We start from the raw sequence: 25626 nt of genomic DNA, 5'->3' as shown, positions 1-25626 counted from the left end.
CTCATACTGACTTTAAGTTATTGGCAGAGATAGGCAAACGGAGCCAAGCCCAGATAGAGACTAAGGGTTTGCTAACCACTTATCAATTCTGAACCGATCGATCTCGGCGGTAGGAGAAACTTTCTAAAATCAATCCACGTCTCTACATCTTCCGTCAGATGTTAATCCCAATCTACTCGGATAACCTCCAAGTAGGGATAACTGATTACTTCTTGCAGCCGTCCAGCCATTAAGCATTCGTTTTGTTTACGGAGTAGACAACGCACAAATGCCCACCGAAAACACCACCACAACCACCACCGAAAATAACAATACCAGATTCACGGCTGATATGGTACGGACCTATCTGCGCGAGATCGGGCGCGTGCCATTGCTGACTAGGGAACAAGAGATTGTCTACGGCAAACAGGTACAGCAAATGATGGCGCTGCTGGATGCTAAGGAAGCTTTAGTCAAGAAGCTACGCCGCGAACCAACTATGGAAGAATGGACGGCTAAAGTCAACACGTCAGAAGCCGAACTCAACGACCTCATGCGTAAGGGACAGCGGGCTAAGCAGAAGATGATTGAAGCTAACCTAAGGTTAGTTGTCGCGATCGCCAAAAAGTACCAGAAGCGTAACATGGAATTCTTGGATTTGATCCAAGAAGGAACAATGGGACTGGAACGCGGAGTCGAAAAATTCGATCCCATTCGCGGTTACAAGTTCTCCACTTACGCCTACTGGTGGATTCGTCAAGCGATTACTCGCGCCATTGCCCAACAAGCGCGGACGATTCGTTTACCCATCCATATCACCGAAAAACTTAACAAGATTAAGAAAGTGCAGCGCGAACTAGCGCAAAGCTTAGGACGTAGCCCGAATGCGGTTGAGATTGCCGAAGCACTGGAGTTGGAACCAGCCCAGATTCGGGAGTATCTTAACCTTGCCCGTCAACCAGTTTCATTGGATGTCCGCGTCGGCGACAACCAAGATACAGAGTTGCAAGACTTACTGGAAGATGACGGCATATCGCCGGAAAACTACATGACTCAGGAATCTTTGCGTCAAGACTTGGATACCCTGCTGTCAGAGTTAACTCCACAACAGCGAGAAGTCTTGAATCTACGCTTTGGCTTGCAGGATGGCAATGAACTTTCTTTAGCTAAAGTTGGAGAAAGACTCAATCTCTCCCGCGAACGAGTTAGACAACTCGAACATCAAGCTTTAGCGCACCTGCGTCGTCGTCGCGCTAACGTGCAAGAATACATCGCCAGCTAAATTTAGTAGAGGCGCAGTGTGTCGCGCCTCTACTAAATTTAGCTTGCTGACTTTTGACTTTTGTACGGGCGGGTTTTGAGCAAAAATTGACGGTTTTGGTGGTCGATTGATTGACTAAACCCGCCCCTATCTCTGTCTCCACATACTAGTGCTTTTGTTTGTAATTTAGATTACAATCTATTTAGGTGGCGCTAGTTTAGTTAACAGTATTCATCCCATGTAAAGGTTGTACGTGCTTGTAGGATCTTTACTTTACAAACAAATATTCGCTATATAGCAAGAACGCCTCCCGGACGCAGGAGGCATTTTTGTCTGTATGAAGAAAGTAGAAACGTAAGTCAAACTCATACTAGCAAAGGTTTTGAATTGAATTTTCTTGTTTGCTAGTTATACCTAGCACGAGAGAAATTTCAGACCTTTGAAAGAACCAGTGACACTCAGTAATTATCTATATTTTCTTTAATAGCTGCTGCCAATATTATATATAGAAGCCCCTCAAAGGAGGCACAGTGAAGAATTCTATTTGTTATATTTGCGATCGCTTCAATCATAAACTCGGGCAGCTAAAATTTGTGCTATCTGCTTTAGTAACATTGATGGCGCTCGATCCTACAGCAGCTACCAGTAGCGATCGCCAGCCCGATCCCCTCGCTTCAAGAGTGACGTCCACTCCGGTTAAAATTGCCAAAAAAGATAGCGTCGTCAATCCAAAAGGAAAGCTACCAACAGCAGACGGAATATATTTATACGGTCAATCACCCCGAACAAATCAGCTCGGACAAGAGTATATGATCTTTGAAATGCGACAGGGTAAAGTGACTGGAGCGTTTTATTTACCACAATCAGAGTTTAGCTGTTTTGCAGGTTCTCTAAAATCAGATCGACTATCTGTAACAGTTGCCTCAGATGCTAATTCGGAAGCTGATGCGGCACAAGTAGCTGCGGTAGGTAATTCACAAATAGAAGATGATTACAGTCAAATATCATCTCCCTATGCAGTAGGGTTGCAAAACTATTATCAATTACAAAATATTACTGACAACGATCGCCGCATTCTTACTGCTTGCCAGCACAATTATTAATAATGAATTCGCTACTGAATTTATATTTAAGCTCGAATGTGTTTGAACAACTGGATTTTGCCATGCGATCGCCTAACACAAAAATAGCTGCAAAACTGCTTTTGCGCTTAGTTAGTGGAATTCTTATTTTAGTTCTAGCTTGTCTATGGTTGCTCTTGACAGCAAAGCCAGCGATCGCACAATTCAACTAATTGGAATAAGAGAAAAATAACCAACCTTATCACCTATCCCGCGCTGAGATACTGAATTTCAACGCGATCGCCGACTTTCAAGCCAATTTGAGCCGTCATTCCACTGCGGAGTTCGAGAACTTTGTCAATCTCCGTATCAGTGCCGTAGGTCGGACAAGTCGTCGTTTTACATGGAGGAACGTCAGCCTCAATTGCCATGACTCGTCCTTCCCGCAGAAAAATCATATCGAGGGGAATCAGAGTATTCTTCATCCAAAATCGAGTTGGTTGCGGCGACTCAAAGACAAACAACATACCTCGGTTATCTGCCAAACTCGTACGATACATTAATCCGGTTTGCTGCTGTTGTGGTGTTTTCGCAACTTCTAACTCAAACCTCCGCCCCGCGATCGTCGCATAAGCTGAAATTGGTAAGTTCTGCCCTCTCACCTCTTTTGCTGGCGCTTGAACTACATGCATTGGTTCTGTGGCGATTATCGGCGTACATCCTAGCAACAGAAAACTTACTACTATTCCCAGCCATTGACTCATATATCAATTATCAGTTATCAGTTATCAGTGAAGTGTAGGGTGTGGGGTGTAGTGGATTGTTAACTGGTCACTGGTCACTGCTCCCTCTACTTCCTTGTCCCCCTTGTCCCCTTGTCTTCTTTTTCCCTTCCCTCGCTCCTCACTCCTCACTCCTCATTAAGCTTCTCGCAACACGTATCCAACACCGCGCACGGTTTGAATTAATCGCTTTTGTCCTTCATCTTCGAGCTTGAGACGCAAGTAGCGAATGTAAACCTCAATCACGTTAGATTCGCCCATAAAATCATAACCCCAAACATTTTCCAAAATTTGCTCGCGCGTTAAAATTTCTCTAGGATGTTCGATGAGATACTTGAGCAGTTCAAATTCTTTCATAGTTAAATCAATAGCACGCCCGTGGCGCAAGGCGCGACGAGTTGCCAGATCCAAAACTAAATCTCCAAATCTTAACTGTTCTGTACCAGCCGGATCGGGATGCAAATAGAGCCGAACGAGCCGTAAAAAATCTTCCGTGCGGTAGGGTTTGAGGAAGTAATCATCTGCTCCTGCTTCCAAACAAGCAACGCGATCGTCAACTGTATCTCGCGCCATCAAGACTAATATTGGTACGTGCGTACCCATCCGTCTCAAACTAGTACAAACTGTCAATCCCGATTCTACCCCCAGCATTCGATCGATCGCGATTAAATCTGGTTGGCGATCGCGGCTGCGATCGATTCCCGTTGCAGCATCGTGAACGACAATTGGTTCGTAGCCAGATTCCCGCAGATCCAAATTTAACTGCGCCGCCAAACTTTCATCTGGCACGATCGCTAATACACAGGGGCGATGGTCGTTCATAACAAGGGAGCAGGGAGAAGAGAGCAGGGAGTAGCGAGCGATCGCGAACCAGTGGTAAAAGAGAGCTGAGGGAGCGATCGGGAGCTGAGGGAGAACGATCGCTCACTACGCACCACGCACCACTATCTTTCCCGACTCCCTCATTTAAGGTAATTCTACCGAAGTTGGTTTTGCAATATGAGGTAGACCCCAGCCCAATTTTTCTCGTAAGATGCGGAAAAACTCCGGTGGTTGCAGGCGAATAAACTTAGCCGAGTAAGGCGATCGTTCCAAGTATACTTTGTCTTCTGGAAAGACATAGCAACCGCCATTGCCATCTACCACCATAACTAAGCGCGTCGCGCCAGCGGGATAGACTGTTACAGGTTCGCTGTCGGGAAACACTAACGCTCGTGAAGCCAAAGAATGGGGACAAATTGGGACGAGTTGCAGTACTGGCACGCCTGGGGTGACAACTGGACCTCCAGCACTCAGGGAATAGGCTGTCGAACCAGTTGGCGTAGAAACGATTACTCCGTCAGCGGCGATATCTACTGGCGCATGACGACCTACAGCAATTTCAAAATGGCACATACACGTCAATGGTTCTCGATGTAACACCATTTCGTTTAAGCATAGGGCTTCCCACAAAACGTCTTCGCCACGCAAGACTTTTACCATTAGCATGGCTCGTTCTTCAACTTCGTATTCGCCCGCTAAAACTTTTTCCAACGCTTGGGGCAGTTGGTTCAAGTAAGCTTCAGTTAAAAAGCCCATGTGACCCGTGTTGAGCGACAGTATGGGAATACCACTCGGAGCGACCAAGCGCGCCGCTGCAAGCACTGTACCATCTCCACCCAGCACGAACGCCAACTTCATCTCAGAATCAAAACCAGGTGGTGTCAGTCCTTCAATAGGGGTGTGACAGACAGGACTTTCGGGATTAGAATACCCTAACATTCCTCCCACGCCAGTTGTCATACAAACATCCCATCCAGCAGCGGTGAGTTTGTCACTCAACTCAATAGCAACCCGCTGTGCTATGGGTTTAACGTCGTTATAAATAATGCCTGCTTTCGGCACGTTTGTAGTCAAGGTTGCAGCACTTTAGCTAGATCGTTGCACATTTTTTCGTTATTTGTCATACCCTTCGAGAAGGGCTATTCTTCGAGAAGCCACCCTTCGGGTGTCTACGCCCTACGTCATTTGTCATTCGTCAATTGTTTAACACTCATGAGTTGTGACAGATGACTGATGACCAAATGGTACTAGTTACTCTTTTTAACGGGGATTTTGGCTGTTTTTTTCTTAGTTTTGTTTTTTTCGTATTCCAATTCCTTGAGTTTTTTCAGCATCCGTCCGAAGTATTCTTGCAAGTAGCTTTCTAAAGTCGTCGTCTCCTGGGGGTCTAACCCAAAGGTCTGATAGACTTCATCCATAGGAGCTGTCAGAGGTACGCCAGTTGCGAGTACTTCAGCAAATGCTAAACGATCTGCAACATTCCATCCCCATTGGAAGAACCGCGTGACGTGCCGCATCGTGCGCAAAAAGTTGACTGGCAAACGAGACACTTTTGCTGGTTTTCCAGTCAATCGTTCGCACAAACTCGTTATCTCTTCTGCACTCCAGGCGCGGGAACCAACTACAGGAAAAGTTTGTTTTTCTGTTGCTGGTACGGAGAGAGCGCGAACGGCAAATTTGGCAATGTCTTGGGTGTCCATATAGGCAACGGGAGAAGATTCACCCGTCACCCAAATTGCTTGTCCCTCTAAAATCGGAATTGCGTACTGACCGATCAAGCCTTGCATGAAGCCACAAAGACGCAGGATAGTATAATTCATCCCCGCTTCACTCAAAAATAGCTCCGTACAGCGCTTGATTTCCATCAGAGGCACTTGGGGATATTTCTCTGCTTCTAAAATAGAGAAGAAAATGTAGCGATCGACACCAGCAGCTTTTGCTGCCTGAATCAGCGCTACCTTACCATCCCAGTCTATCTGCTTGATACTCAAGCTATCTGTTGCTCTTGCTGTAGCAGCGTCAATCACCACATCCATCCCTTCCAGAGCGGCTGGTAGAGTGTCCGGTTGACTGAGGCTGCCAGAGACAAGTTCAGCACCCCATTCTTTTAAAAAGGTAGCTTTTTTTTGACTGCGGACGAGACAGCGCACCTTATACCCCTCATCGAGAGCACGACGAGCTACCTGTCTTCCCAAGGTGCCAGTAGCACCGACAATCAAGATATTCATGAGGGATTAGTAACGATTCTTAAGCTTTATTAAAAGAATGGTAACAAAAATCGGTTTATTAAGAAAGGTTACGAAAATTAGTGAGTCGTGAAAAGAAGTGGCGAGAGGCGAGAGTTGGTAAGTTGTCACTTGTCTACTTGTCTTTCTTCTCCCTCGACTCCCGACTCCCGACTACAGAGCTTCTTCTTCATCTCCTTGGATCTTGAGTAGGAGATAACCTAGAACTATACCGACGAAGATTAAGCTGAAGGATAAGATAGCAGCAGTAAACATTTCGCTCATGGCGACAATTCTCCTAACGTGTTGCTTGCTCAAGATTGCAGTGAGCCTAGTGTAAAGTATTTTAAAACAATTTCGCGCTCGGCTTGGACACTCACCAGCGATCGGCTCTCAGTGACTAGTGACTAGTAACTAGATGAAGAATTCAGATGCTAGCCCACTAGCTGCTAACCACTAGCCACTACCCACTCACAAATGACTATGCACCGCTAGTATGGATATCTCAACGACAACCTACAAAACAAGCGATCGCCCCCGTATTGCAATTGCCATAGGAGATCCGGCGGGAATTGGTGCGGAGGTAATTTTGAAAGCCTTGGCAGACCGACAATTATGGGCAGCTTGTCAAATTACGGTAGTTGGTAACAAGCAAGTTCTGCTAGATACTCACGCTCGATTACGTCAAAGTCCTTATTGTCCGTTAGATAGTTATATCCACCCAAATGAATTAGAAATTCTTGAGGTGGAAGCTGTGAGGGAAATGGTAGGCGCAGTCAAGCAGGGTACGGGTAATGCGGCTAGCGGAGCGATGAGTTTTGCTTATTTAGAAACGGCGATCGCCCGAACTGTGGCGGGAGATTTTCACGGGATCGTAACAGCACCGATTGCCAAATCAGCATGGAAAGCCGCAGGATACGATTATCCAGGACAAACGGAATTACTTGCCGAAAAAGCTGGAGTCGAACGATTTGGGATGCTATTCGTCGCGCGATCGCCTCATACTGGCTGGACGCTACGCGCTCTTTTGGCAACCACCCATATCCCCTTGCGCCAAGTCTCAGAGGCACTCACACCACAATTGTTGACTCGCAAGCTAGATCTGCTAGTGGAATGCTTACAACGGGATTTTGGTGTAGAACAACCAAGAATTGCGATCGCGGGTTTAAACCCCCACAGCGGCGAACAGGGACAACTAGGACGAGAAGAAGTTGACTGGTTAAATTCTTGGCTGGAAGCAGAACGTCAAAATCACCCCAATCTTCAACTAGAAGGCTTGCTACCACCCGATACTATGTGGGTTAAGCCAGGGATGGCGTGGTATGGGAAGGGAGCAGGGAGCGCTTCGGTGCAGGGAGCAGGGGGAAGAGAGCAGGGGAGCAGGGGAGCTGAGGAGGATGGGGAAAAAAATACCAATTACCAATTACCAATTACCAATTACCATCCTGCTGATGCGTACTTGGCACTTTATCACGACCAAGGACTCATTCCAGTTAAGCTGATGGCGTTCGATCGCGCCGTTAATACTTCCATCGGTCTTCCCTTCATCCGCACTTCACCCGATCACGGCACGGCTTTTGATATTGCTGGCAAAGGTATTGCCGACTCAACCAGCATGAAAGCCGCAATTCAACTCGCTACGGAATTAGTCCACACCAGAAACAGTGCCACACCAACTACCAACTACCAGTCACCAATTACCAATTAGTAAGATACATCCCAAGATAGATGCCACGGTTTTGTAATCTACCAACAGTCTGATAGTATTTATCGCGATCGCAGTAGATTATCAAAGAAATCATGAGCAATCAACTTCGTAACCTACTAATCGGCGCTGGAGTCGCTGCTGTTGGCGCAATTGGCACTAAAGTAGCGGTTGACTATTTCAAGAATCGCGGTCAAGAAGTCGTAGATGCCAACCAAGGCGATGCTGAGGCAACCTCGGCTGAGGAGGTGGCTTACGCGACTGTAGAACCCAGTTCGGTTCAAGCATTCCTCGATAAAAGTTTTGGTACTCCCGGTCGTTACACGCCCAATCGTCCGCCAAAAGTATTTGATTATCAGGGTAAACAATACGTGGTAATTTGGGCTTACGATAACAAACAGCAAAAAATCAGGTGATGTTGTCAATTTGTTGTTTGTCCCTAAATTGGTAGTCCAAACTCATAGCAATTGATGAATAGACCAATCACTAAATCGTGCATCTCCTCAGATTTGGAAAAACAAATAGTCCTACGCGCAAGTCGCTTGATTCTAGTTCTGAGTCGAAGATGTTTGCGCTCAATCCTTTGAGTCTTCCGTTTACCCACTTCATGCATTTGTGCTGGTAGATGTCTTTGGTAGGCACCCCATGCATCAGTACAGAACTTTTTGATACCAAAGGGTTCAAGTAGCCTTTTGAGTTGAAGAAACACTTCATCCTTACGCCTACCGAATACATACGCTAAGACCTGACCAGTTCGGCGGTCAATTGCATGCCATAACCATCTGGGATTAGTTTTCTTGCCTACATAACTCCACATTTCATCTAGCTCGGATTCCTCAATCCCAAGTTCTGATTCAACTTCTACTTTTTCAAATATTACCTCGACTTGCTCTGGCTGGAGTTGGCTTAATAGCTTTTGGTTAACGGGTTTGAGGTAAGCGAGTTTTTTTAATTCCCGAATAACTGTTGAGGTGCTGATACGCAAAACCCTGGCAATATCTCTTACTCCACTCCCATTGAGTGTCATCTCCACTATTTGCTGCTTTACTTCTCGGTTCCGTCCAGGGTAAGCAGAGTTCAAGCTAAAAGTCTGATATGGGCATTCTGGTTCCAGACAACGGAAGCGTTGCTTGCCATTAGTTGATTTTCCATGCCTAACTACTTCACTACTTTGGCAATGGGGACAACGAACCGCCACTAAAACTGTCATACTAAACTAGCCTACTCCTAGATTTTGCTCCTTTACTCTTAGTCTATCCACAAATCGATAACATTACCCAAATTAAATCGGGACAGTCGGAAACCAGCGGTACAAATGATGTCGATTTTGTACTAGCGGCATAACACTTTGAAATTTGGCGATTTGCTAAATACCCCTACTAAAACTCCGTCCACCGATCTTGAGGGAGGAAGGAACGCTCTTTAGGAATCGGTGCAACTGGTTCGGTGAGGGTAAACGTTCCAGCCTCAATCCATTGTTTCAGCTCCCTGGCAACTTGCCGGGATAAGGCTATGCTTGCCAAGGGAGCAACTCTGACAGACTTACCATCGATCGCCATCCGTCCAGATTTGAGTTGAGCGTAGCTAACTAGCCCAAAAGTCGGACGCACGCGGCGGGGGATGGAAAAGTCTACAATCGGTGCAACCAGATCTCTATCTTGCACGGCACAGTTAGCAACGACTGTCTCAGTTAAAACTGGTAAGGGTACGCCTACACCCAGCATCAAAGAAGGACCGTAGCTTTTGAAATAACAACCGCGCACCCACTGAGGATTCATTTGCTTGGCATCGCCAATCAGAGCTAAAGTGGCGGCGGGACCGATGGGGGTTTGATTCGGTAAGCGTTTTTGGAGGGGAAAATGCTGCGTTCCTTCCCAGGCGATGTAACCAACACCGCCACCTAAAAATATGCGCGTACCGATGCCAATCAGTTGCAAGTCTGGGTCGTTGAATAAAGGGGAAATAGCGCCAGGGTTGGAATAAACTGCATTGCCCAAGCGGGGTTGTAAAGGACCGAGATAGGTAAACAAGGGGCGATCGCCACCATTGACTCCAACAATAAAATTTTGATAGAGATTGCGGGGATTAAATAAATAAAACTGATTGATCGTCTCGCGGCTAATTGTTGTTTCAAAGTTAGCTCTGGGGTAGCAATCCGTTACCTGTCCTACAGCACGCAACTGGACTGTTTTACCAGCAATTAAGTCAGCAATAACGTGTCCGCCACCTTTAACTATCTGCGTTTTAGGTTCGCTGACACTCAGACGAGATTCTTCTCCGTCTGCGGCTTCAATTGCTTGCGTTGCGCCTAAATACAAATCCACCGCCCCGAAACCAGAGTAAGCGGGCACGCCATCTAACCAGCAGCGCCGAATTTTAATTGGTGGATCGGTATGCCCCAGATTGATGATTGCTCCAGAAGACTCCATTGGCTCAAATGTGCCAGTGGTAACGACATCAACTTCTTTGGCTGTTTGGGTAATGCCTACCTCTACCACCCGTGCTTTTAATTCTTCTACCGTTAAGACAACAGCATGTTTGCGGCTAATTTTATCGTTAATTTCAGCAAGCGATCGCATGTGGCAGTGACCAGTGACCAGTGACCAGTGACTAGTGAACAGTTAACTAACAACCAACAACTAAGAACTCTTAGATCGCTGATTTATCAAGACTACGCCAGAAAAAACGATCGCGCTACCTAGCAATGAATCTAATGCAAATTACCCTAACAGCACACCGAACAAGCACGCATACGACTAAAGAACGAGAAATAGCGATTCCTCGTCCGTTCGCCAAATGGCAAATACGCAATCTTGAAACTACAGGTTTGAAACTACAGGCTTGAAACTACAGGCGTTTTGTGACTGCTAACTCTTCTGACAATTCCGAGTTCTGCTGCTTCATACTTTGTAAATGTTCCAACAGCGACTCAATTTCTGCTTTGAGCTGGAGAAATTCGACCAGCCGCTCTTGCTGGTAAGGTGGTTTTTTTATCTCTCTAGCTTGGGTGCTGTGAGTCGATGCATCCGAGCTTTCGATCGCAGCCTGATAAGAGCCAATTGTTGCTTGAGCGCGGGTTACACTTGATGGACTGGTTGACATCTGAAACTCAGTAGTTATTTTTGCCTACTCACACCGATTTCAATATTCTATACCGATCTGGGGGCGACCACAAAATTAAACTGTGGCGGTTTTAGAACTGGCAATTGGAAGTTGATGATGTGAAGCAGCTACCGTGAGGGTAGACTAGAGGTAAGAAGCTTTACCTCTGCCTCGTGCGGGATAGCTTTATTGGGTATAAAAACTACCCTCTTTGCATTCCAAATCTGTTGCATTCCGAACCCGTGACTATAAGCCTGTCTGCTAATACATCATCAAATTGCCAAAAATGGTCTGGACTGATAGAAACATATCGGCAATATTTGCCTGTCACCGACCAAACTCCAGTTGTCACCTTATTAGAGGGGAACACACCCTTAATTCCCGCCCCTGCGATCGCGGCTCAAATTGGCAGACAGGTGCGCGTACTCGTTAAGTATGATGGTTTAAACCCAACGGGTAGCTTCAAAGACCGAGGCATGACGATGGCAATCTCCAAAGCAAAAGAAGCTGGAGCCAAAGCTGTCATTTGTGCCAGTACGGGCAATACCTCAGCAGCAGCAGCGGCTTATGCGCGGCGTGGCGGAATGCGAGCTTTCGTCTTAATTCCCGATGGCTACGTTGCTCTAGGAAAACTAGCACAAGCTTTGCTGTATGGAGCAGAAATACTAGCAATCAAAGGCAACTTCGATCGCGCCCTAGAAATTGTGCGCGAGATGGCAGAGACTTATCCAGTGAATTTGGTGAATTCGGTCAATCCCTATCGTTTAGAAGGGCAGAAAACCGCAGCATTTGAGATCGTTGACAATTTGGGCAACGCCCCCGACTGGTTGTGCATTCCCGTAGGCAACGCAGGGAACATCACTGCATATTGGATGGGATTTTGTCAATACCACAGTTTAGGAAAGTGCGATCGCCTACCTAAAATGATGGGATTTCAAGCAATTGGTGCTGCTCCTTTAGTCACGGGACAAGCCGTAACTCACCCCGAGACAATTGCTACAGCTATACGCATTGGCAACCCCGCCAGCTGGCAAAAAGCGATCGCGGTACAAACAGCCAGTGCGGGAGAATTTAATGCTGTCAGCGATGCCGAAATTTTGGACGCATACCGTTTTCTCGCTGCCGAAGAAGGCATTTTCTGCGAACCCGCCAGTGCTGCTTCTGTGGCTGGATTATTCAAGGTGAAAGATCGAGTTCCTAGTGGTGCAACCGTTGTTTGCGTTTTAACCGGAAACGGCTTGAAAGACCCAGACACAGCCATCAACCACAGCCAAAACAGCTTTAAGCAAGGAATTGAGCCGACGCTGGAATCAGTAGCAAAGGTGATGGGATTTTAACAGTTATCAGCTAACTGTCTTCACGGAGTGTAGCGCAGCATTTACCGTCAACCGTCTTCACGGAGTGTAGCGCAGCGTTTACCAACAACTAACAACTGCTAATTACCAATTACCAATTACCAATAGTAAATCTATCTTCCGTCGCTAGACGGAGCTGTTAGTTTTGGCAGATGGTGGAATGAATCGTAGCTGCCACGACTACATTAAATGCTATCAACTCGTTTTTTTCGCTTCTTCCGCTATCTCAACTGGAAGACTTTGACAAAAACAGTGGCTCGCGTTGGGCAACGTCGTCTGTTTGGACTTTCATCAGAAATTGCTTATAATGCGATGCTGTCTTTGTTTCCGGCAATTCTTGCTGTCATTACCGCGATCGGTTTATTTGAAGCATCCCTGCAATCTACCTTTAAGGAATTAGCAAGTCAATTGAGTCAAGTCGCACCAGATGAGGCGATGGTACTAATTCGGGATTTCTCTAAACAAATTACTCAAACGAGAAATACGGGTTTATTTTCGATTAGTTTTATCGTAGCAATTTGGGCTGCCTCTGGAGCTTTAAGCGCAGCAATGACCGCACTCGATCGCATTCATGAAATTCCCCCAGAACAAATGCGTCCATTTTGGAAAGCAAAACTCGTCTCTCTAGGATTGACAATTGGAACAATTTTACTATTAGTTGTAGCTTCTTTTTTAGTGTTTATTAGCGACTGGCTGTTAGATTTTTTTGTATTGAAAAGCCAAAATCGGTTATGGTTCTTATTAGTTATTTGGCAACTTTTAAGCTGGCCCATTGCCCTAGCGATCGTAGCGGCTGCTTTTGGTTTTGTCTACCGTTATGGACCGAGCATTTGGAACCCTGGAATGCCGCTGATGCCAGGAGCCGTATTAGCTGCTGTTTCTTGGGCATTAGTTTCTGCTGGTTTCCGACTTTATGTAGCTAATTTTGGGAATTATAACCAAGCTTACGGCGCAATTGGAGCAGTCATTGTTTTAATGCTTTGGCTCTACATGAGCGGTCTAGTATTATTAGTAGGAGATCAACTCAACGTAACGGTAGGAGAACGAATGCGATCGGGTTCCCAGGTTGCTAAACAATCAGCTTCAGTTCAAAATTAAATTTTAACATTACTACCAATTTCTAATAACTGATAACTGATAACTGATAACTGTTACTTAAGAATTTGACGTAACTTTGGTATGAGCGGATTGCGACGGTCGGACGATACTGGTTGCAGCCGCGTCACTTTGAGACGAAAGCTACCAACTCCAGTTTCCCCAAACGCTCGCACGCGAACGATGTATCTCCCAGTTTTAGCAATTCGCGTGAACAATAAAGCATTGTTACTGCCATCAGGACCATCATCATTTTCTGCCACTGTAGAACCATCTTCAGCAAGTAGCGTCAAGATTGCGTCAAAACTCTCAGAGGCAAGATCGATCGCCACACTTTCACCCTCTTTAAATTCCATCACGTAATCGCGGGCAAATCCTCCCTGACCCGTGGGAATATCTTTTTCCGATAAAGTATCGTCGATCTGGTTATTGGTAGGCAAGGCAATAGGATTATAAAGCTTGCACTGGCTGCATTGGGCAACAACAACGGCGCTCATTCCCATGGCGATCGCCACACAGGTAGCAGGGATGAGTACTTGGCTTACTCTAACTACAACAGCCTTTAGGATCATGCAGCGCCAGATTCCAGCAGAACAGCTAAACCCGACTATTATAGTTGTCCTCTAGAATCTTGTGAAGAGTCAGTTATTAGGGAGCAGGGAGCGCACGAGCAGGGAGCAGGGGAGAAGAGAGCAGGGAGCAGGGAGCGCACGAGCGCAGTTATCAGTGCCCGTGACTCCTGACCAGTGACCAGTTAACAATCCACTACACCCCACACCCCACACCCTACACCCCACCCCACCCCCACCCCCACACCCTACACCCCACCCCACACCCCACCCCACACCCCTAGTTACAACAGCCACTCTGAAGCCCGTTCGCCCAGATCGAGCGGAATGCTGACAGCTTTACCCAATCGAGGACGATCGCGAGTTTGAGTAATATATGTCCGTACCTGTCCTACCCCGCCAAACTCGTTTAAGTAACTAGCGATCGAGTCTAAATGGGCTTTGTACTCTGCCTCCGACAACGGAAACGAGGCTTGTTCGAGATATTTCCACATTACCTGTAGAAAAATCTTGCCCTGAGTACGGCGCAGCTGCACGTCATAAGAGCGCCCCCACTTGTTCAGCAACAGCTGGCGTAAATCTTCTCCAGTCATAAGTCTTAAAATGTATTGCCTATATTGCTGTCGCCTTCACATTTCGTTACAGGGTAAAGCTACGTTACTCAGGTATGATACCAATATAAAGAAATGTAATGTTTGCTCTCATCAAGGCTGGCAACATCCTTGGCAGAGGAATTCTATCATGTTTGTGGATGACAGGGCAGTCTTCGGAACAGTTACTAGTTTTACAGCGATCGATCGCCAAAAGTTTCAGAGGGGAATTTAGAATTTGCCTCAAACGTACTACGCTTAGGATTGTGGAAAAATCTGACTCCCACTGAGAAAAACCTAAAAACTGATAACTGGTCGCTGGTCGCTGGTCACTGTGAAGAGGGTTGTAAACAAAGGTAAAAGCGCAAAAGAAAAGTTATGGCTCAGATTTCTGAATCAATGGATGTCCCAGGAATGGGGCGACGGCAATTCATGAACTTATTGACTTTTGGGACAATCACAGGTACTGCATTAGGAGCATTGTACCCAGTAGTCAAGTACTTTATTCCGCCTGCTGCTGGTGGTGCAGGTGGGGGTGTAACGGCAAAAGACGAACTCGGTAATGAAGTGAGCGTGAGTCAGTTTACTGCCAACCGTAATCCAGGCGATCGCTCGTTGGTTCAAGGACTGAAGGGCGACCCCACTTACTTGATCGTAGACAGCAAAGACTCTATAGGCGAATATGGTTTAAATGCTATCTGCACCCACTTAGGCTGCGTCGTGCCTTGGAACGCAGCAGAAAACAAGTTTAAATGTCCTTGCCACGGTTCCCAGTACGATAATACGGGTAAAGTCGTGCGCGGTCCCGCACCTCTGTCGTTAGCACTGGTTCACACCGCAGTTCAAGACGACAAAGTTTTACTGATGCCTTGGACGGAAACTGACTTCCGCACTGGGGAAGATCCTTGGTGGGCTTAACTCGTTGTGGTTCGTAACGTATTAGTTTTGTTAGGGAGCAGGGAGCAGGGAGCAGGGAGCAGGGGAAGAAAAAGTTTGTTCATCACTCACCACTCACCACTCACCACTCACCACTCGCTAACCCATACCCCTAGTTTTAATTAGTTGTCTGCCGATGAAAAGAGTTTCGATCCGAGCAAGATGGTCTTGCAGTGCTAGAGCGATCGCCAAAATGGTGCTGGTGGCGATCGCTACAGTAGCCTTTTTCTTCTCTAGCGATTTTGCCCTGCCACAAGCGGCTGCTGCCTATCCTTTCTGGGCGCAGCAATCTTATCCTGAAAGTCCTAGAGAAGCAACCGGACGTATTGTCTGTGCTAACTGCCACCTAGCGGCAAAACCAACAGAAGTAGAAATACCGCAATCGGTATTACCCGATAGCGTGTTTGAGGCAGTAGTAAAAATTCCCTACGACACTAACGTTCAACAAGTTGTTGCCGATGGCTCCAAAGGTGGGCTTCAGGTTGGTGCGGTTTTGATGTTACCAGAAGGCTTCAAAATTGCTCCCCCCGAACGCATCTCTGAGGAAATGAAGGAGAAAGTTGGCGATCTTTATTTCCAACCCTACAGCGAAGACCAAGAAAATGTGGTCATCGTCGGACCCCTTCCTGGCGAACAATATCAAGAAATTGTCTTCCCAGTCCTTTCGCCCGACCCAGCTAAAGACAAGAGCGTTCATTTTGGTAAATACCCCGTTCACGTCGGTGGTAACAGAGGGCGCGGTCAAGTCTACCCCACTGGCGAAAAGAGCAACAATGCTGCTTATACTGCTTCTGCTGCTGGCACGATTTCCAAAATTGCCAAAGTGGAAGATGAATACGGTAACGCCAAATACGAAGTTAGCATCCAGACTGAGTCTGGAGAAACAAAGGTTGACACCGTTCCGGCTGGTCCTGCTTTTATCGTCTCTGAAGGGCAAACAGTTGCAGCTGGCGATGCTCTGACCGATAACCCCAATGTAGGTGGCTTCGGTCAAGATGACGGTGAAATCGTGCTACAAAGCTCTACCAGAGTACAGTGGTTGTTGGCATTCTTGGCAGCAATTATGTTGTGTCAAGTTCTACTAGTACTGAAGAAAAAGCAGGTAGAAAAAGTCCAAGCGGCTGAAATGAATTTCTAAGTCAAGGTATCATCTGGCAAAACCAGAATTACTTTCGTGTAGGACAGGCATTTTGCTTGTGTTTTATAACTGATGAGACAGGCATAATGTCTGTCTTTTTTTGTGGCAACAGACATACAGATTGCTGCGATCGCAACATTATCATTGAATTGAATTAATCGAACGATTAAAGTTTTGAAATCACTTTAATAAAAGTTAAATATTTGTCACATAAATATTTTCACTACACTCAAAACTTATAATGCGCTACTATTCTCATTTTGGTGAAAAGTAGTTGACAATTGACTGAACGAGTTTGAGAATTTTGAGACAGTATGCCTAGAAATCCAAGCGAATATGCGGTACACATTTTAATGGAAGGCGGACACCGAGAAGAAATTCGGTTTACCGACGTGCAAGATTTCCAGAAGTGGTTTGGTAACGAACTGTCACCGAAAGCCGCTTCTAATGACTTTATCAGCGTCCCGATTAAAAATATTCAGGGTGAGTACATGGTGGTGCGTCCATCACGCATCTTGGCAATTCGAGTAGAACCGATGTTTAGTTCTAGTGTAGAAAGATTTTAGTCAGAGGCATGAGAAAGAAGATAGCTTCAATCGCCCTTGGTGTGGGGATTACAATTCTTGCTACTAGCGTGTCACCCGTCGCCCGTGCAGTACCGCGTTTGTTGAGCGTGACACAACAAAAAAATGTTGAATGCTGTCAGCCGGATCTCTTGGGATTAGACGAGCAAATCTGGGGTGAAAACGGGCAGTCAGGAGACTGGCGATCGCTACTACGATCGATCGACCATAGTTTGAAGTATATTCAATCGCCAGCAGCGGCGAGGGCATATCGCAAGTATCCAATTAAAGGGATTACCCGCGATCGCGTTTGGCGCAGTTTAGTGCGCTTTCGGCAATTAGTCGTGAAATCTCGTACTCCTGCCGAACTACAAGCCGCAGTCAGGCGCGAATTTGATTTCTATCAATCCTCTGGGCGCAATGGCAGGGGAGAAGTCTTATTTACGGCATATTACGAACCGATATATTTAGCCAGTCGCGTCCCCACCGCAGAATTTCGCTATCCCCTTTATCGTCTACCTCCTAATTTTGCTAAATTGCAACGCTTAACTCGGTGGCAATTAGAAGGTAAAGATGGCTTGTCGGGATCGAAAAATCGGTTGCGAGGGCTAGAAATTGTCTGGCTGCGCGATCGCCTAGAAGCACTGTTAGTCCAAATTCAAGGATCTGCCCGTTTGCTGCTTCCAGATGGCAAGATGATAACTCTCGGTTATGCTGGCAAAACAGCCCATCCCTACGTCAGTCTTGGTAAGGAACTCGCAAAAGACGGCAAGTTGCCTTTAAGCGGTTTAACCTTACCCGTGATGATCGATTATTTCCGCAGGTATCCAGAGGAACTGAGTAACTATATCCCCCGCGTGCGCGGTTTCGTCTTCTTTCGCGAAACTCATGGCGCACCTGCAACTGGTAGTTTGGGAGTACCAGTAACAGCAGAACGTTCGATCGCGACGGATAAATCTCTAATGCCTCCTGGCGCGTTAGCATTGATGCAAACTGAATTGCCTTTCGCCAGTAATTTCGGTCAGTTAGAGTATCGGCATGTTAGCCGCTACGTATTAGATCAGGATACTGGTAGCGCCATCAAGGGACCGGGTAGGGTAGATTATTTCATGGGTACGGGGCAACGTGCAGGCGATCGCGCTGGGGTGACAGGTAGTCGGGGACACCTCTACTATTTGTTGCTGAAACAGTAAGAGAGAAGAGGTAGGGCGATCGCAATTTTATCGATCTTCAAGCGATCGCTCACTAAGCCCGATCGCGCCTCGCCTGAAATTCTGTTTTCTAGCGATCGTTCCAGCCACCCCATCTCAGACAAGTATCACTAGCATCTTTATCTTTAGCTAACACGGGATGTTCGCGCAGTTGGTTACATGCTATTTTGAGCAACTGTTCGACCTTAAGCTCTCGATCCCACAACCGCAAAGTGTTGTCCTGGCTACCACTGACAATGTACCTACCATTGGGACTGAAGGCGACTGAGAATATTGTATTCTCATGTCCTTGAAGAATGCTCATAAGTTGCCCTTGCAAATCCCATAAGCGCAAGGTGTTGTCCCGACTACCACTGACAATCGACTTGCCATCGGGACTAAAGGCAACTGAGAAAACAGAATCCGTATGTCCTACCAATGGTTTACCAATCGGCTGCCCTTGCAAATTCCACAAGCGCAGGGTGTTGTCATCACTGCCACTGACAATAAACTTACCATCGGGACTAAAGGCGACTGACCAGACAGAATTTGTATGTCCGATAAACGGTTTGCCGATCGGTCTTCCTTGCAGATCCCATAAACGCACGCTGTTGTCATCACTACCACTAGCAATAAACTTGCCGTCAGGACTAAAGGCGACTGACAAAACATAATTTGTATGTCCGACAAAAGGTTTGCCGATCGCTTGTCCTTGCAAATTCCACAAGCGCAGGGTGTTGTCACCACTACCACTAGCAATAGACTTGCCATCGGGACTGAAAGTGACTGAGTTAACATAATTTGTATGTCCGACAAAAGGTTTGCCGATCGCTTGTCCTTGCAAATTCCACAAACGTAGGGTGTTGTCATTACTACCACTAGCAATGTGCTTGCCATCAGGACTAAAGGCAACTGACCAGACAGAATTTGTGTGTCCGACAAAAGGTTTGCCGATCGCTTGTCCTTGCAAATTCCACAACCGCACGCTATTGTCACCACTACCACTGACAATCGACTTGCCATCAGGACTAAAGGCAACTGACCAGACAGAATTGGTACGTGCGACAAACGATTTGCCGATCGCTTGTCCTTGCAGATCCCACAACCGCACGCTGTTGTCGTCGCTGCCACTGACAATCGACTTGCCATCGGGACTAAAGCCGACTGAGTAGACACGCTGTGTATGCCCGACAAGCGGTTTGCCAATTGGTTTTCCTTGTAAATCCCATAAACGCACGCTGTTGTCATTGCTACCACTGACAATCGACTTGCCATCGGGACTAAAGGCAACTGACAAAACATAATTTGTATGTCCGACAAACGGTTTGCCGATCGCTTGTCCTTGCAAATTCCACAAGCGCAGGGTGTTGTCACCACTGCCACTAACAATAGACTTACCATCGGGACTAAAGGCGATCGACTGGACAAAATTTCTATGTCCGACAAACGGTTTGCCGATCGGTTTTCCTTGCAGATCCCACAACCGCACGCTGTTGTCACCACTACCACTGACAATCGACTTGCCATCGGGACTAAAGCCGACTGAGTAGACAAAACCTTTATGCCCTTCAAACGGTTTGCCCATTGGTTTTCCTTGCAGATTCCATAAGCGCACGCTATTGTCACCACTACCACTGACAATCGACTTGCCATCGGGACTAAAGCCGACTGAGTAGACAAAACCCGTATGTCCGACAAACGGTTCGCCAATTGGTTTTCCTTGCAGATTCCATAAGCGCACGCTGCTGTCCCTACTACCACTGACAATCGACTTGCCATCGGGACTAAAAGCGACCGACTGAACAGAATCTGTATGTCCGACAAACGGTTTGCCGATCGCTTGTCCTTTACGATCCCATAATTGTAAATTCCTGTCTGAGCTACCTGTAACAATTGTCGCGCCATCGGGGCTAATAGCAGCAGCCCAACCCGAACTCAACCGATTTCGTTCTCTGATGTCGGTTTGGAGAACTTGCAATAAACTAGATTCAACGGCAGTCGTTACTCTAGACGTTACTCTGTTCAGCTCTGATAAACTCTGTCCAGTTGCTTGAATGGCAAGAACTAATCGCTCTACAGGCTGTGTTTTTAGTGAATAATCTATTTTGGTAACTTTTTCTCCTAATTCGGCATTGGTTGCCTGTCTCTTAGCATAGTGCCAAGAAAATATACTAATTCCTGCGGCAACTATAGCCGATACAGATACAATTATCAAAATTGCCCTAATCCGACGAAGCTTTTTGTTAGTCTTGGCTTGTTCTTCTGCACGTTGTTCTGCTGCTTGACGTGCCTTTTCTTCGGCTTGTGCTATTTTTTGTGCTGTTTCTAGTTCTTGCTGTCTGCGGCTTTCTTCTTCTTGAAGTTTGCGATCGCGTAGTTTTTGACTTTCCTGAATATACTCCTCTGCTATCCCATTCAACATTCCCAAACTGCCGTACCTGATTAAATACTCCTCTGCTAAACCTAGTCTTGTTGCTTGAAGCAAGTATTCAGATTCGCGATCGTTCTCCTGCCATTCCCGTGCAGCAGCTTCAATTTTGCGTTCGCTAACGATCGCGTTTTGATATTTTCTTTTCCACTCATTTAACAGCGTCCAGTAGCGCAGCAAAGCCTCGTGAACGACATCTAAAACGATTTCTTGAGAGTCGAGATCGTCTGTTTTTGTAATTAAACGTGCATCTTTATCAGCTAACTTTTCACTCACTCGTTGCAGCAGATCGAGAGAATGGTGGGAATTCACCATCTCTTGTAAACGCACGCGCCGCCGTGTATCTGTTGTTTCTCCAATTTGAGTCAATTCTAGAAAAATTCGCCGCGCCACAATTTTTTCTGCTGCTAAAAGACTGTGATAAACTTCATCTGCCCGTTTTTGTAGCGTTCCCTCAATGCCACCTAAATTTTGATAGATCTCTAGGCGGAGAAACTCATCTCCTTGCTTTCTTGACTCCCGCCATAATTCTGTTAGGGTATATTGCAATAAGGGCAAGCTCCCAGAATAACCTTCAACATCGTTGATTAGCTGCTGTTTCAACGTTCCTTCTATACCTAATCCTACTAAATTGGCAGGTTTAGTAATAGCTTCTTCAATTTCTTGAGGGTTTAAATGTTCGACAATGAAAGGTTTATGAATTTTTTCGGCTAATTGAGGATATTCTCGCAATCTTCCCCGAAAATCCGATCGCATTCCAATTAAAATACAAATTGTTTCTACGTCGTCAATTAGTTCCCCCAAACAATCAAAGAATTCTTCCTGCTTGCTTTCATCGCACATGGTAAAGCATTCTTCAAACTGATCGATAATTAAAACAGTAGGTGTATTTAATGATTTTATTTCTTCGATCAAAATATGCAAAATATTTGTCGTTGTCTTTTGCTGCGAGAACAAAGCGGGAAATGAGTTTGAAAAAGCTGCCAATAAACTTTTGATTGGAGTTTCTTTTGGAGTAAAGGGAGTAATATATATCCAGCGATCGCTACCTGGAATTTCTTGCCCTAGCCTTAAGTGATAAAGTAATCCAGCTCGTAATAAAGAGGATTTTCCACTACCAGAAGCTCCTACTACAGCAATCAAACGCTGCTTATTTTCTACTTTTTGAATTAACTGTTTTATCAGTAATTCCCGCCCATAAAAAACCTCTGCGTCTTCTTTATTCTCGCTAAAATACGATAGAGAACGATAGGGACATTTATCTTGAAAGCTTTTTTGAGGTAATTCAGTCGTTAGCGGGATTGCTCGGTTAGAATTGGCAATTAAGGGACACTGACCTGTTTGTGCCATTTGCTTTTGAATAAAAGCTGCCAATTTATAACTATTCACAATTCCATCTGGATCGTTTTGAGGATTTAATCCTTCAAGTAAGTATTTTGTCAGCAATCCCTGTTCGTGGAGAATTTCTACTCCAGTTTCATAAGAACGGGTAGCGGTAATTAAACAGTAGTCTTTATCTGTGGGAACAAATTTAATCAACTCACCGCTATAGCAACAATCTAGCCAAACAATAACTCGTTTAACTTGGCTTTTTTGTAATTGCTCTCCTAGCCAACTTAGGGATATACCATAAATTTTTTCTTCAGGGAATGCGTCGCTAGTCGCTAAAAAAACTTCCCTTTTTCCATTAATAGTGTGATACCATCCATGTCCTGAAAAGAAAAATAAAGCTGTTTCTGGGATCGGGTTTGGAAGAGGGGGATTTAAAAGATTAGCAATTGCTTCTCGCAATTCTTTTGCTTTTACCGCTCCTTGATAATCAATTTCACTTTCCCCTTTTTGGTTTGATGTTTTAGGTAAACGCTGAACGCGAAAGGTTCTATAACCGTATTGTTCTAATTGTTCGGCAATTTTTTCCGCATCTTCCGATGCTGCGGTTAGCGGTTTTAAATTAATGTAATCTGGATAGTAATTAATCCCAATAACTTGAGCTGCCCATTCTAATGCCATTTTTCTAATGCAGTGATGATTGGAAGAATTATTAAAACAAATTGCGATCGCATGTCCGCAGTTTAAAATTAATATTCACTAGCCACTCTAATTTTTACGGAAAAGCCTTTCGCAAATATTGCGTTTTTAGATTAAAAAAATATGAAATTATATTACGGTCGAAAATTGCGATCGTTTATACGGTGCTAAAAAAAGAAGATAGTACAGCTTACTATCTTCTTTTTTTACTCTCAGTTAAGTAAGTAGACATATATGGGGTTCAAACCTCTAGAGTAGGCAACCTACAGGTGCAAGAGGTTTAGTAGAGACATCTACTCTATGCAATCATGAAACAACTGAGACAGATGTTTTACATTTAACCAAATTTACTGACTTATCCGTTTTATAATTCCCAGACTAAGAACTAAAAGCGAAGTTACATTATTAATCTTTTTTAGACGTGAAAATACTAGGATGCGTTAAATCAATTAGTAGCCTAGCGAGATGAATCTGTCAGCCCGAAATTCATGTCATGAGGATATGACGCGCATACAAAAAATTATATTAGTTAAAAAGATACAATGCGAGCAAAGAAAAGTTGATGTAATAATAAAATTATTATAAAATGATTCTCTGCAACGGACTGTTTTTGATAATATTTTCTAATATATTTTTTCAGTAATTGCATAGCTTAGCTCTGTTTATACTAAGCGGTAGTGAGTTTAAGGTCGAAACTTATGAATATGAAGAGTGATAGTACTATCATGGCGTTTTTACTTGCTTTCCAAGACTTAAAAACTTCTCTGAGCGATTCAGAAAAACAAAAACTTAAGGAAGTTGCAAAGCAATTAGACACTCAACCGAAAGCTTGGAAGAACCATACTAAAAAATTTGACAGAGATAATTACTGCTAATCCTGACTTAGATCGTTCATATCAGCATTATAAAAACGCTTAGAGAATGTAGAAGAAATTCCTAGTAATTTACTTCCTACTGAGGCTGAAACAAATAAGCTCATCGCTCTTAATAGAACCGTTATGACTAAAGGCTATAAGCCGAAAACTGAAGCGGGAGGATATGAAAACCAACTTAATAATGTTGTCATCATTATTGGTAGTTCCGAACAACCAGAAGAAACAGTTAAGCAACTGAGGTTTTGGATAAGGTAAAAGAAATTTTAGATTGACCAGTCTAAGTAAATTAACGTTTATCTTTCAAATACCTCATGAGTGATTTAATCTATCCTACTCTCGATCTATTTGTATATGCTTTAAAACTCCTCTCAATGCAACTCACGAAGAAATAGAAAGAAATAAGGTAAATTTTTATCTCTATTTTCCGATTCTATTCAAGTCAACGACCTTGACTGTGAAGTTGAGTATTTAGAACTTATAGATCCTGCTCAAGCTGACTTCAAGCCAAACAATAAAGCTTTAGAAGGATACTATTATCCTGTTAGACTCAACGATACTTATGGGTTACAAATTGATTGTTCTATTAAAAATCAAACCGATCCTCAACCAGCTAAATGTTTTACAAGTCTAAAACTGAAATAGAAAGCCGACTAGATCGAGAACTGGCATCAATTGGACAAACATGGATGCTTTCTGGGTGGTTACCAAACGATCCCTTGCAAAATGAAGATATTGTCCTAGATTGCTATTACGCCTTGTTTCAGGATAAGAATTGGCAACAAAAGGTAGAGGTACTTTTTAGGCGGAAATATTTTTGAGTTTTGCCGATCGCAAAATTTAAATAAAAGTATAGAGAAGATAAGCCCTTCTGTAGGAGGTGGCGATCGCCATGTTATTATTGCTATTTACCCCAATCGAGAAAGAGCTGAAAGAGCTGCAGATTTTTATTCAGATTGGATGGGGTTATTTTGCTATAGGAATAAAATTATATGGGCTTATTGGCAAAGTCGATTAGTCAAAGAATCTCTGATTAATCACTATAAACAAATTGAAGAGAATCGCAAAATTATTGACAAAGATAATTATTGGCACAACCGACAAAATTTTACAACTTCTCGAAAAATTTTAAAAATATTAATGATGTTCTTCAACAGTATACGATTGACTTACTAAAATTTTCCTTTCAAAAACAAGTTATCGAGATTAATTTGTCTGACTATCAAACTCGCTTGACTTTTATTAAAGAAAAGGCAAGTCAAGATAGTCAGTTAGGTTTTTTAGAAGAGTTTAGTAACTTAGCTACAAAAAAATATTTATTACAAATTACTAAAGATATTGAAAATATGCAGCTTGGTTTGAAACTTTTAGAAGATACAATTAATACTATCCGTAGTCGTATAGAAGTTGAAAAAGCCGAACGCGATCGCAACTTTCAAGAGCTTGTAGCTATTCTAGGTGTTGGCGTAGTCACTGTATCTTTAGTAAGCGATCCTGCTAAAGATTTTTGTAGTAGTGAGAAAGAATATAAAGATTTTTTTCCTAAAATTCCTTACTATTGCGAATATCCTTTTAGTTTTAGTGTTGCACTTGGTATCATCTTTAGTCTTATGGCTTGGTGGCTGAGAAAACGATTGCTCTAACAGGTCACATAGAAAAATTTTTCAACATTATTAATAAATGATTTTGGTTTATTGCCCGATTTACTGATATGTCTGGGTCGTATTTAATTAAACCCAAAACTGTCCAAAATTGTTAGATTACGAGGATCGGTTTAGAACGCATGTACTGAAAAACTAGCGCTTATAAAACTGAAAACCCCCTAAAACCGTGAGTTTCAGGAATTTTGGTCAAAAAGCGGGCAGCGAGAATCGAACTCGCATCAATAGCTTGGAAGGCTATGGCAAAGGTTCGATTTACAGAGG

At 44.5% G+C, this 25626-nt stretch carries 28 protein-coding genes and 1 pseudogene; 17 read left to right on the top strand and 12 right to left on the bottom strand.

Annotation, left to right across the window (positions count from 1 at the left end; all coding sequences use genetic code 11):
- Nucleotides 1-268: 268 nt before the first annotated feature.
- The 3 genes from N4J56_RS14945 to N4J56_RS14935 all read left to right on the top strand — a co-directional run bounded on the left by N4J56_RS14945 (nt 269) and on the right by N4J56_RS14935 (nt 2534).
- Complete coding sequence (locus N4J56_RS14945) at nt 269-1261, top strand: RNA polymerase sigma factor, RpoD/SigA family (protein ID WP_317107164.1); 993 nt, start codon at nt 269-271, stop codon at nt 1259-1261.
- Between the two features lie 509 nt (nt 1262-1770).
- Nucleotides 1771-2343 carry a hypothetical protein gene (locus N4J56_RS14940; protein WP_317107163.1) on the top strand — a complete coding sequence of 191 codons (573 nt, stop codon included), beginning with the start codon at nt 1771-1773 and terminating at the stop codon, nt 2341-2343.
- A 38-nt stretch (nt 2344-2381) separates the two neighbouring features.
- On the top strand, nt 2382-2534 hold the full coding sequence (locus tag N4J56_RS14935) for a hypothetical protein (protein WP_317107162.1): 153 nt from the start codon (nt 2382-2384) through the stop codon (nt 2532-2534).
- A gap of 33 nt (nt 2535-2567) precedes the next feature.
- Here the strand turns inward: N4J56_RS14935 and N4J56_RS14930 are convergent, their stop codons facing one another.
- The 5 genes from N4J56_RS14930 to N4J56_RS14910 form a co-directional block, all read right to left on the bottom strand.
- Entirely contained in the window at nt 2568-3065 is a 498-nt protein-coding gene (locus tag N4J56_RS14930; protein ID WP_317107161.1) for a DUF192 domain-containing protein, read from the bottom strand.
- A 156-nt stretch (nt 3066-3221) separates the two neighbouring features.
- Complete coding sequence (nblR, locus tag N4J56_RS14925) at nt 3222-3905, bottom strand: response regulator transcription factor NblR (RefSeq protein ID WP_317107160.1); 684 nt, start codon at nt 3903-3905, stop codon at nt 3222-3224.
- Nucleotides 3906-4049: 144 nt separating this feature from the next.
- A complete protein-coding gene (locus tag N4J56_RS14920) occupies nt 4050-4967 on the bottom strand; it encodes an NAD(+) kinase (protein ID WP_039714256.1) in 918 nt (305 codons plus the stop codon).
- A 185-nt stretch (nt 4968-5152) separates the two neighbouring features.
- Nucleotides 5153-6133, bottom strand: a complete 981-nt coding sequence (locus tag N4J56_RS14915; RefSeq protein WP_106545150.1) for an SDR family oxidoreductase — start codon at nt 6131-6133, stop codon at nt 5153-5155.
- A gap of 171 nt (nt 6134-6304) precedes the next feature.
- Nucleotides 6305-6415 (bottom strand): PetM family cytochrome b6-f complex subunit 7, encoded by a 111-nt coding sequence (locus tag N4J56_RS14910; protein ID WP_106545156.1) that lies wholly within the window; start codon nt 6413-6415, stop codon nt 6305-6307.
- Nucleotides 6416-6626: 211 nt separating this feature from the next.
- Between N4J56_RS14910 and pdxA the strand changes: the two genes are divergently transcribed.
- Together pdxA and N4J56_RS14900 are read left to right on the top strand one after the other, a co-directional pair.
- Entirely contained in the window at nt 6627-7838 is a 1212-nt protein-coding gene (pdxA, locus tag N4J56_RS14905) for a 4-hydroxythreonine-4-phosphate dehydrogenase PdxA (protein ID WP_317107159.1), read from the top strand.
- 92 nt (nt 7839-7930) lie between these two features.
- A pseudogene (locus tag N4J56_RS14900) lies at nt 7931-8242 on the top strand (hypothetical protein); the annotation flags it as partial.
- 32 nt (nt 8243-8274) lie between these two features.
- On the opposite strand, the gene N4J56_RS14895 reads toward N4J56_RS14900, so the two are convergent.
- Entirely contained in the window at nt 8275-9045 is a 771-nt protein-coding gene (locus N4J56_RS14895; protein ID WP_317107157.1) for an IS1 family transposase, read from the bottom strand.
- A 169-nt stretch (nt 9046-9214) separates the two neighbouring features.
- On the bottom strand, nt 9215-10414 hold the full coding sequence (locus N4J56_RS14890) for a homocysteine biosynthesis protein (protein WP_317107156.1): 1200 nt from the start codon (nt 10412-10414) through the stop codon (nt 9215-9217).
- 125 nt (nt 10415-10539) lie between these two features.
- On the opposite strand from N4J56_RS14890, the gene N4J56_RS14885 reads away from it, so the two are divergent.
- Nucleotides 10540-10680 (top strand): hypothetical protein, encoded by a 141-nt coding sequence (locus tag N4J56_RS14885; RefSeq protein ID WP_317107155.1) that lies wholly within the window; start codon nt 10540-10542, stop codon nt 10678-10680.
- A 2-nt stretch (nt 10681-10682) separates the two neighbouring features.
- Here N4J56_RS14885 and N4J56_RS14880 read toward each other — a convergent pair whose 3' ends face one another.
- A complete protein-coding gene (locus N4J56_RS14880; RefSeq protein WP_317107154.1) occupies nt 10683-10937 on the bottom strand; it encodes a hypothetical protein in 255 nt (84 codons plus the stop codon).
- A gap of 242 nt (nt 10938-11179) precedes the next feature.
- On the opposite strand from N4J56_RS14880, the gene thrC reads away from it, so the two are divergent.
- Together thrC and N4J56_RS14870 are read left to right on the top strand one after the other, a co-directional pair.
- Complete coding sequence (gene thrC / locus N4J56_RS14875; RefSeq protein WP_317107153.1) at nt 11180-12274, top strand: threonine synthase; 1095 nt, start codon at nt 11180-11182, stop codon at nt 12272-12274.
- Between the two features lie 207 nt (nt 12275-12481).
- A complete protein-coding gene (locus tag N4J56_RS14870) occupies nt 12482-13390 on the top strand; it encodes a YihY/virulence factor BrkB family protein (protein WP_317107152.1) in 909 nt (302 codons plus the stop codon).
- A 53-nt stretch (nt 13391-13443) separates the two neighbouring features.
- Here N4J56_RS14870 and N4J56_RS14865 read toward each other — a convergent pair whose 3' ends face one another.
- Complete coding sequence (locus N4J56_RS14865; RefSeq protein WP_317107151.1) at nt 13444-13959, bottom strand: PPC domain-containing protein; 516 nt, start codon at nt 13957-13959, stop codon at nt 13444-13446.
- A 281-nt stretch (nt 13960-14240) separates the two neighbouring features.
- Complete coding sequence (locus tag N4J56_RS14860) at nt 14241-14549, bottom strand: DUF3067 family protein (RefSeq protein ID WP_015154093.1); 309 nt, start codon at nt 14547-14549, stop codon at nt 14241-14243.
- 98 nt (nt 14550-14647) lie between these two features.
- On the opposite strand from N4J56_RS14860, the gene N4J56_RS14855 reads away from it, so the two are divergent.
- The 6 genes from N4J56_RS14855 (at nt 14648) to N4J56_RS14830 (ending at nt 18376) form a co-directional block, all read left to right on the top strand.
- On the top strand, nt 14648-14836 hold the full coding sequence (locus tag N4J56_RS14855; protein ID WP_317107150.1) for a hypothetical protein: 189 nt from the start codon (nt 14648-14650) through the stop codon (nt 14834-14836).
- A gap of 88 nt (nt 14837-14924) precedes the next feature.
- Entirely contained in the window at nt 14925-15464 is a 540-nt protein-coding gene (gene petC / locus N4J56_RS14850; protein ID WP_317107149.1) for a cytochrome b6-f complex iron-sulfur subunit, read from the top strand.
- A 6-nt stretch (nt 15465-15470) separates the two neighbouring features.
- The gene (locus N4J56_RS14845; RefSeq protein WP_317107148.1) at nt 15471-15608 is read left to right on the top strand and encodes a hypothetical protein; all 138 of its coding nucleotides are present in this window, start codon (nt 15471-15473) and stop codon (nt 15606-15608) included.
- A 10-nt stretch (nt 15609-15618) separates the two neighbouring features.
- Nucleotides 15619-16620, top strand: a complete 1002-nt coding sequence (petA, locus tag N4J56_RS14840; RefSeq protein WP_317107147.1) for a cytochrome f — start codon at nt 15619-15621, stop codon at nt 16618-16620.
- 314 nt (nt 16621-16934) lie between these two features.
- The gene (locus N4J56_RS14835; protein WP_015154090.1) at nt 16935-17186 is read left to right on the top strand and encodes a hypothetical protein; all 252 of its coding nucleotides are present in this window, start codon (nt 16935-16937) and stop codon (nt 17184-17186) included.
- 8 nt (nt 17187-17194) lie between these two features.
- Nucleotides 17195-18376, top strand: coding sequence for a murein transglycosylase A (locus N4J56_RS14830; protein WP_317107146.1), 1182 nt, complete (start codon nt 17195-17197; stop codon nt 18374-18376).
- On the opposite strand, the gene N4J56_RS14825 is transcribed toward N4J56_RS14830, so the two are convergent.
- Complete coding sequence (locus tag N4J56_RS14825; protein WP_317107145.1) at nt 18355-18489, bottom strand: hypothetical protein; 135 nt, start codon at nt 18487-18489, stop codon at nt 18355-18357. The genes N4J56_RS14830 and N4J56_RS14825 overlap by 22 nt on opposite strands.
- Nucleotides 18465-22811 (bottom strand): caspase family protein, encoded by a 4347-nt coding sequence (locus N4J56_RS14820; RefSeq protein ID WP_317107144.1) that lies wholly within the window; start codon nt 22809-22811, stop codon nt 18465-18467. The genes N4J56_RS14825 and N4J56_RS14820 overlap by 25 nt, the downstream gene beginning before the upstream one ends.
- A 716-nt stretch (nt 22812-23527) precedes the next feature.
- On the opposite strand from N4J56_RS14820, the gene N4J56_RS14815 reads away from it, so the two are divergent.
- The 3 genes from N4J56_RS14815 to N4J56_RS14805 all read left to right on the top strand — a co-directional run bounded on the left by N4J56_RS14815 (nt 23528) and on the right by N4J56_RS14805 (nt 25344).
- Complete coding sequence (locus N4J56_RS14815; RefSeq protein ID WP_317107143.1) at nt 23528-23704, top strand: hypothetical protein; 177 nt, start codon at nt 23528-23530, stop codon at nt 23702-23704.
- 123 nt (nt 23705-23827) lie between these two features.
- A complete protein-coding gene (locus N4J56_RS14810; protein ID WP_317107142.1) occupies nt 23828-23959 on the top strand; it encodes a hypothetical protein in 132 nt (43 codons plus the stop codon).
- Between the two features lie 830 nt (nt 23960-24789).
- Nucleotides 24790-25344, top strand: a complete 555-nt coding sequence (locus N4J56_RS14805) for a hypothetical protein (protein ID WP_317107141.1) — start codon at nt 24790-24792, stop codon at nt 25342-25344.
- Nucleotides 25345-25626: the final 282 nt, after the last annotated feature.

The organism is Chroococcidiopsis sp. SAG 2025 (assembly GCF_032860985.1).
GTDB lineage: Bacteria > Cyanobacteriota > Cyanobacteriia > Cyanobacteriales > Chroococcidiopsidaceae > Chroococcidiopsis.
This window is presented reverse-complemented; position numbering and strand designations above follow the sequence as displayed.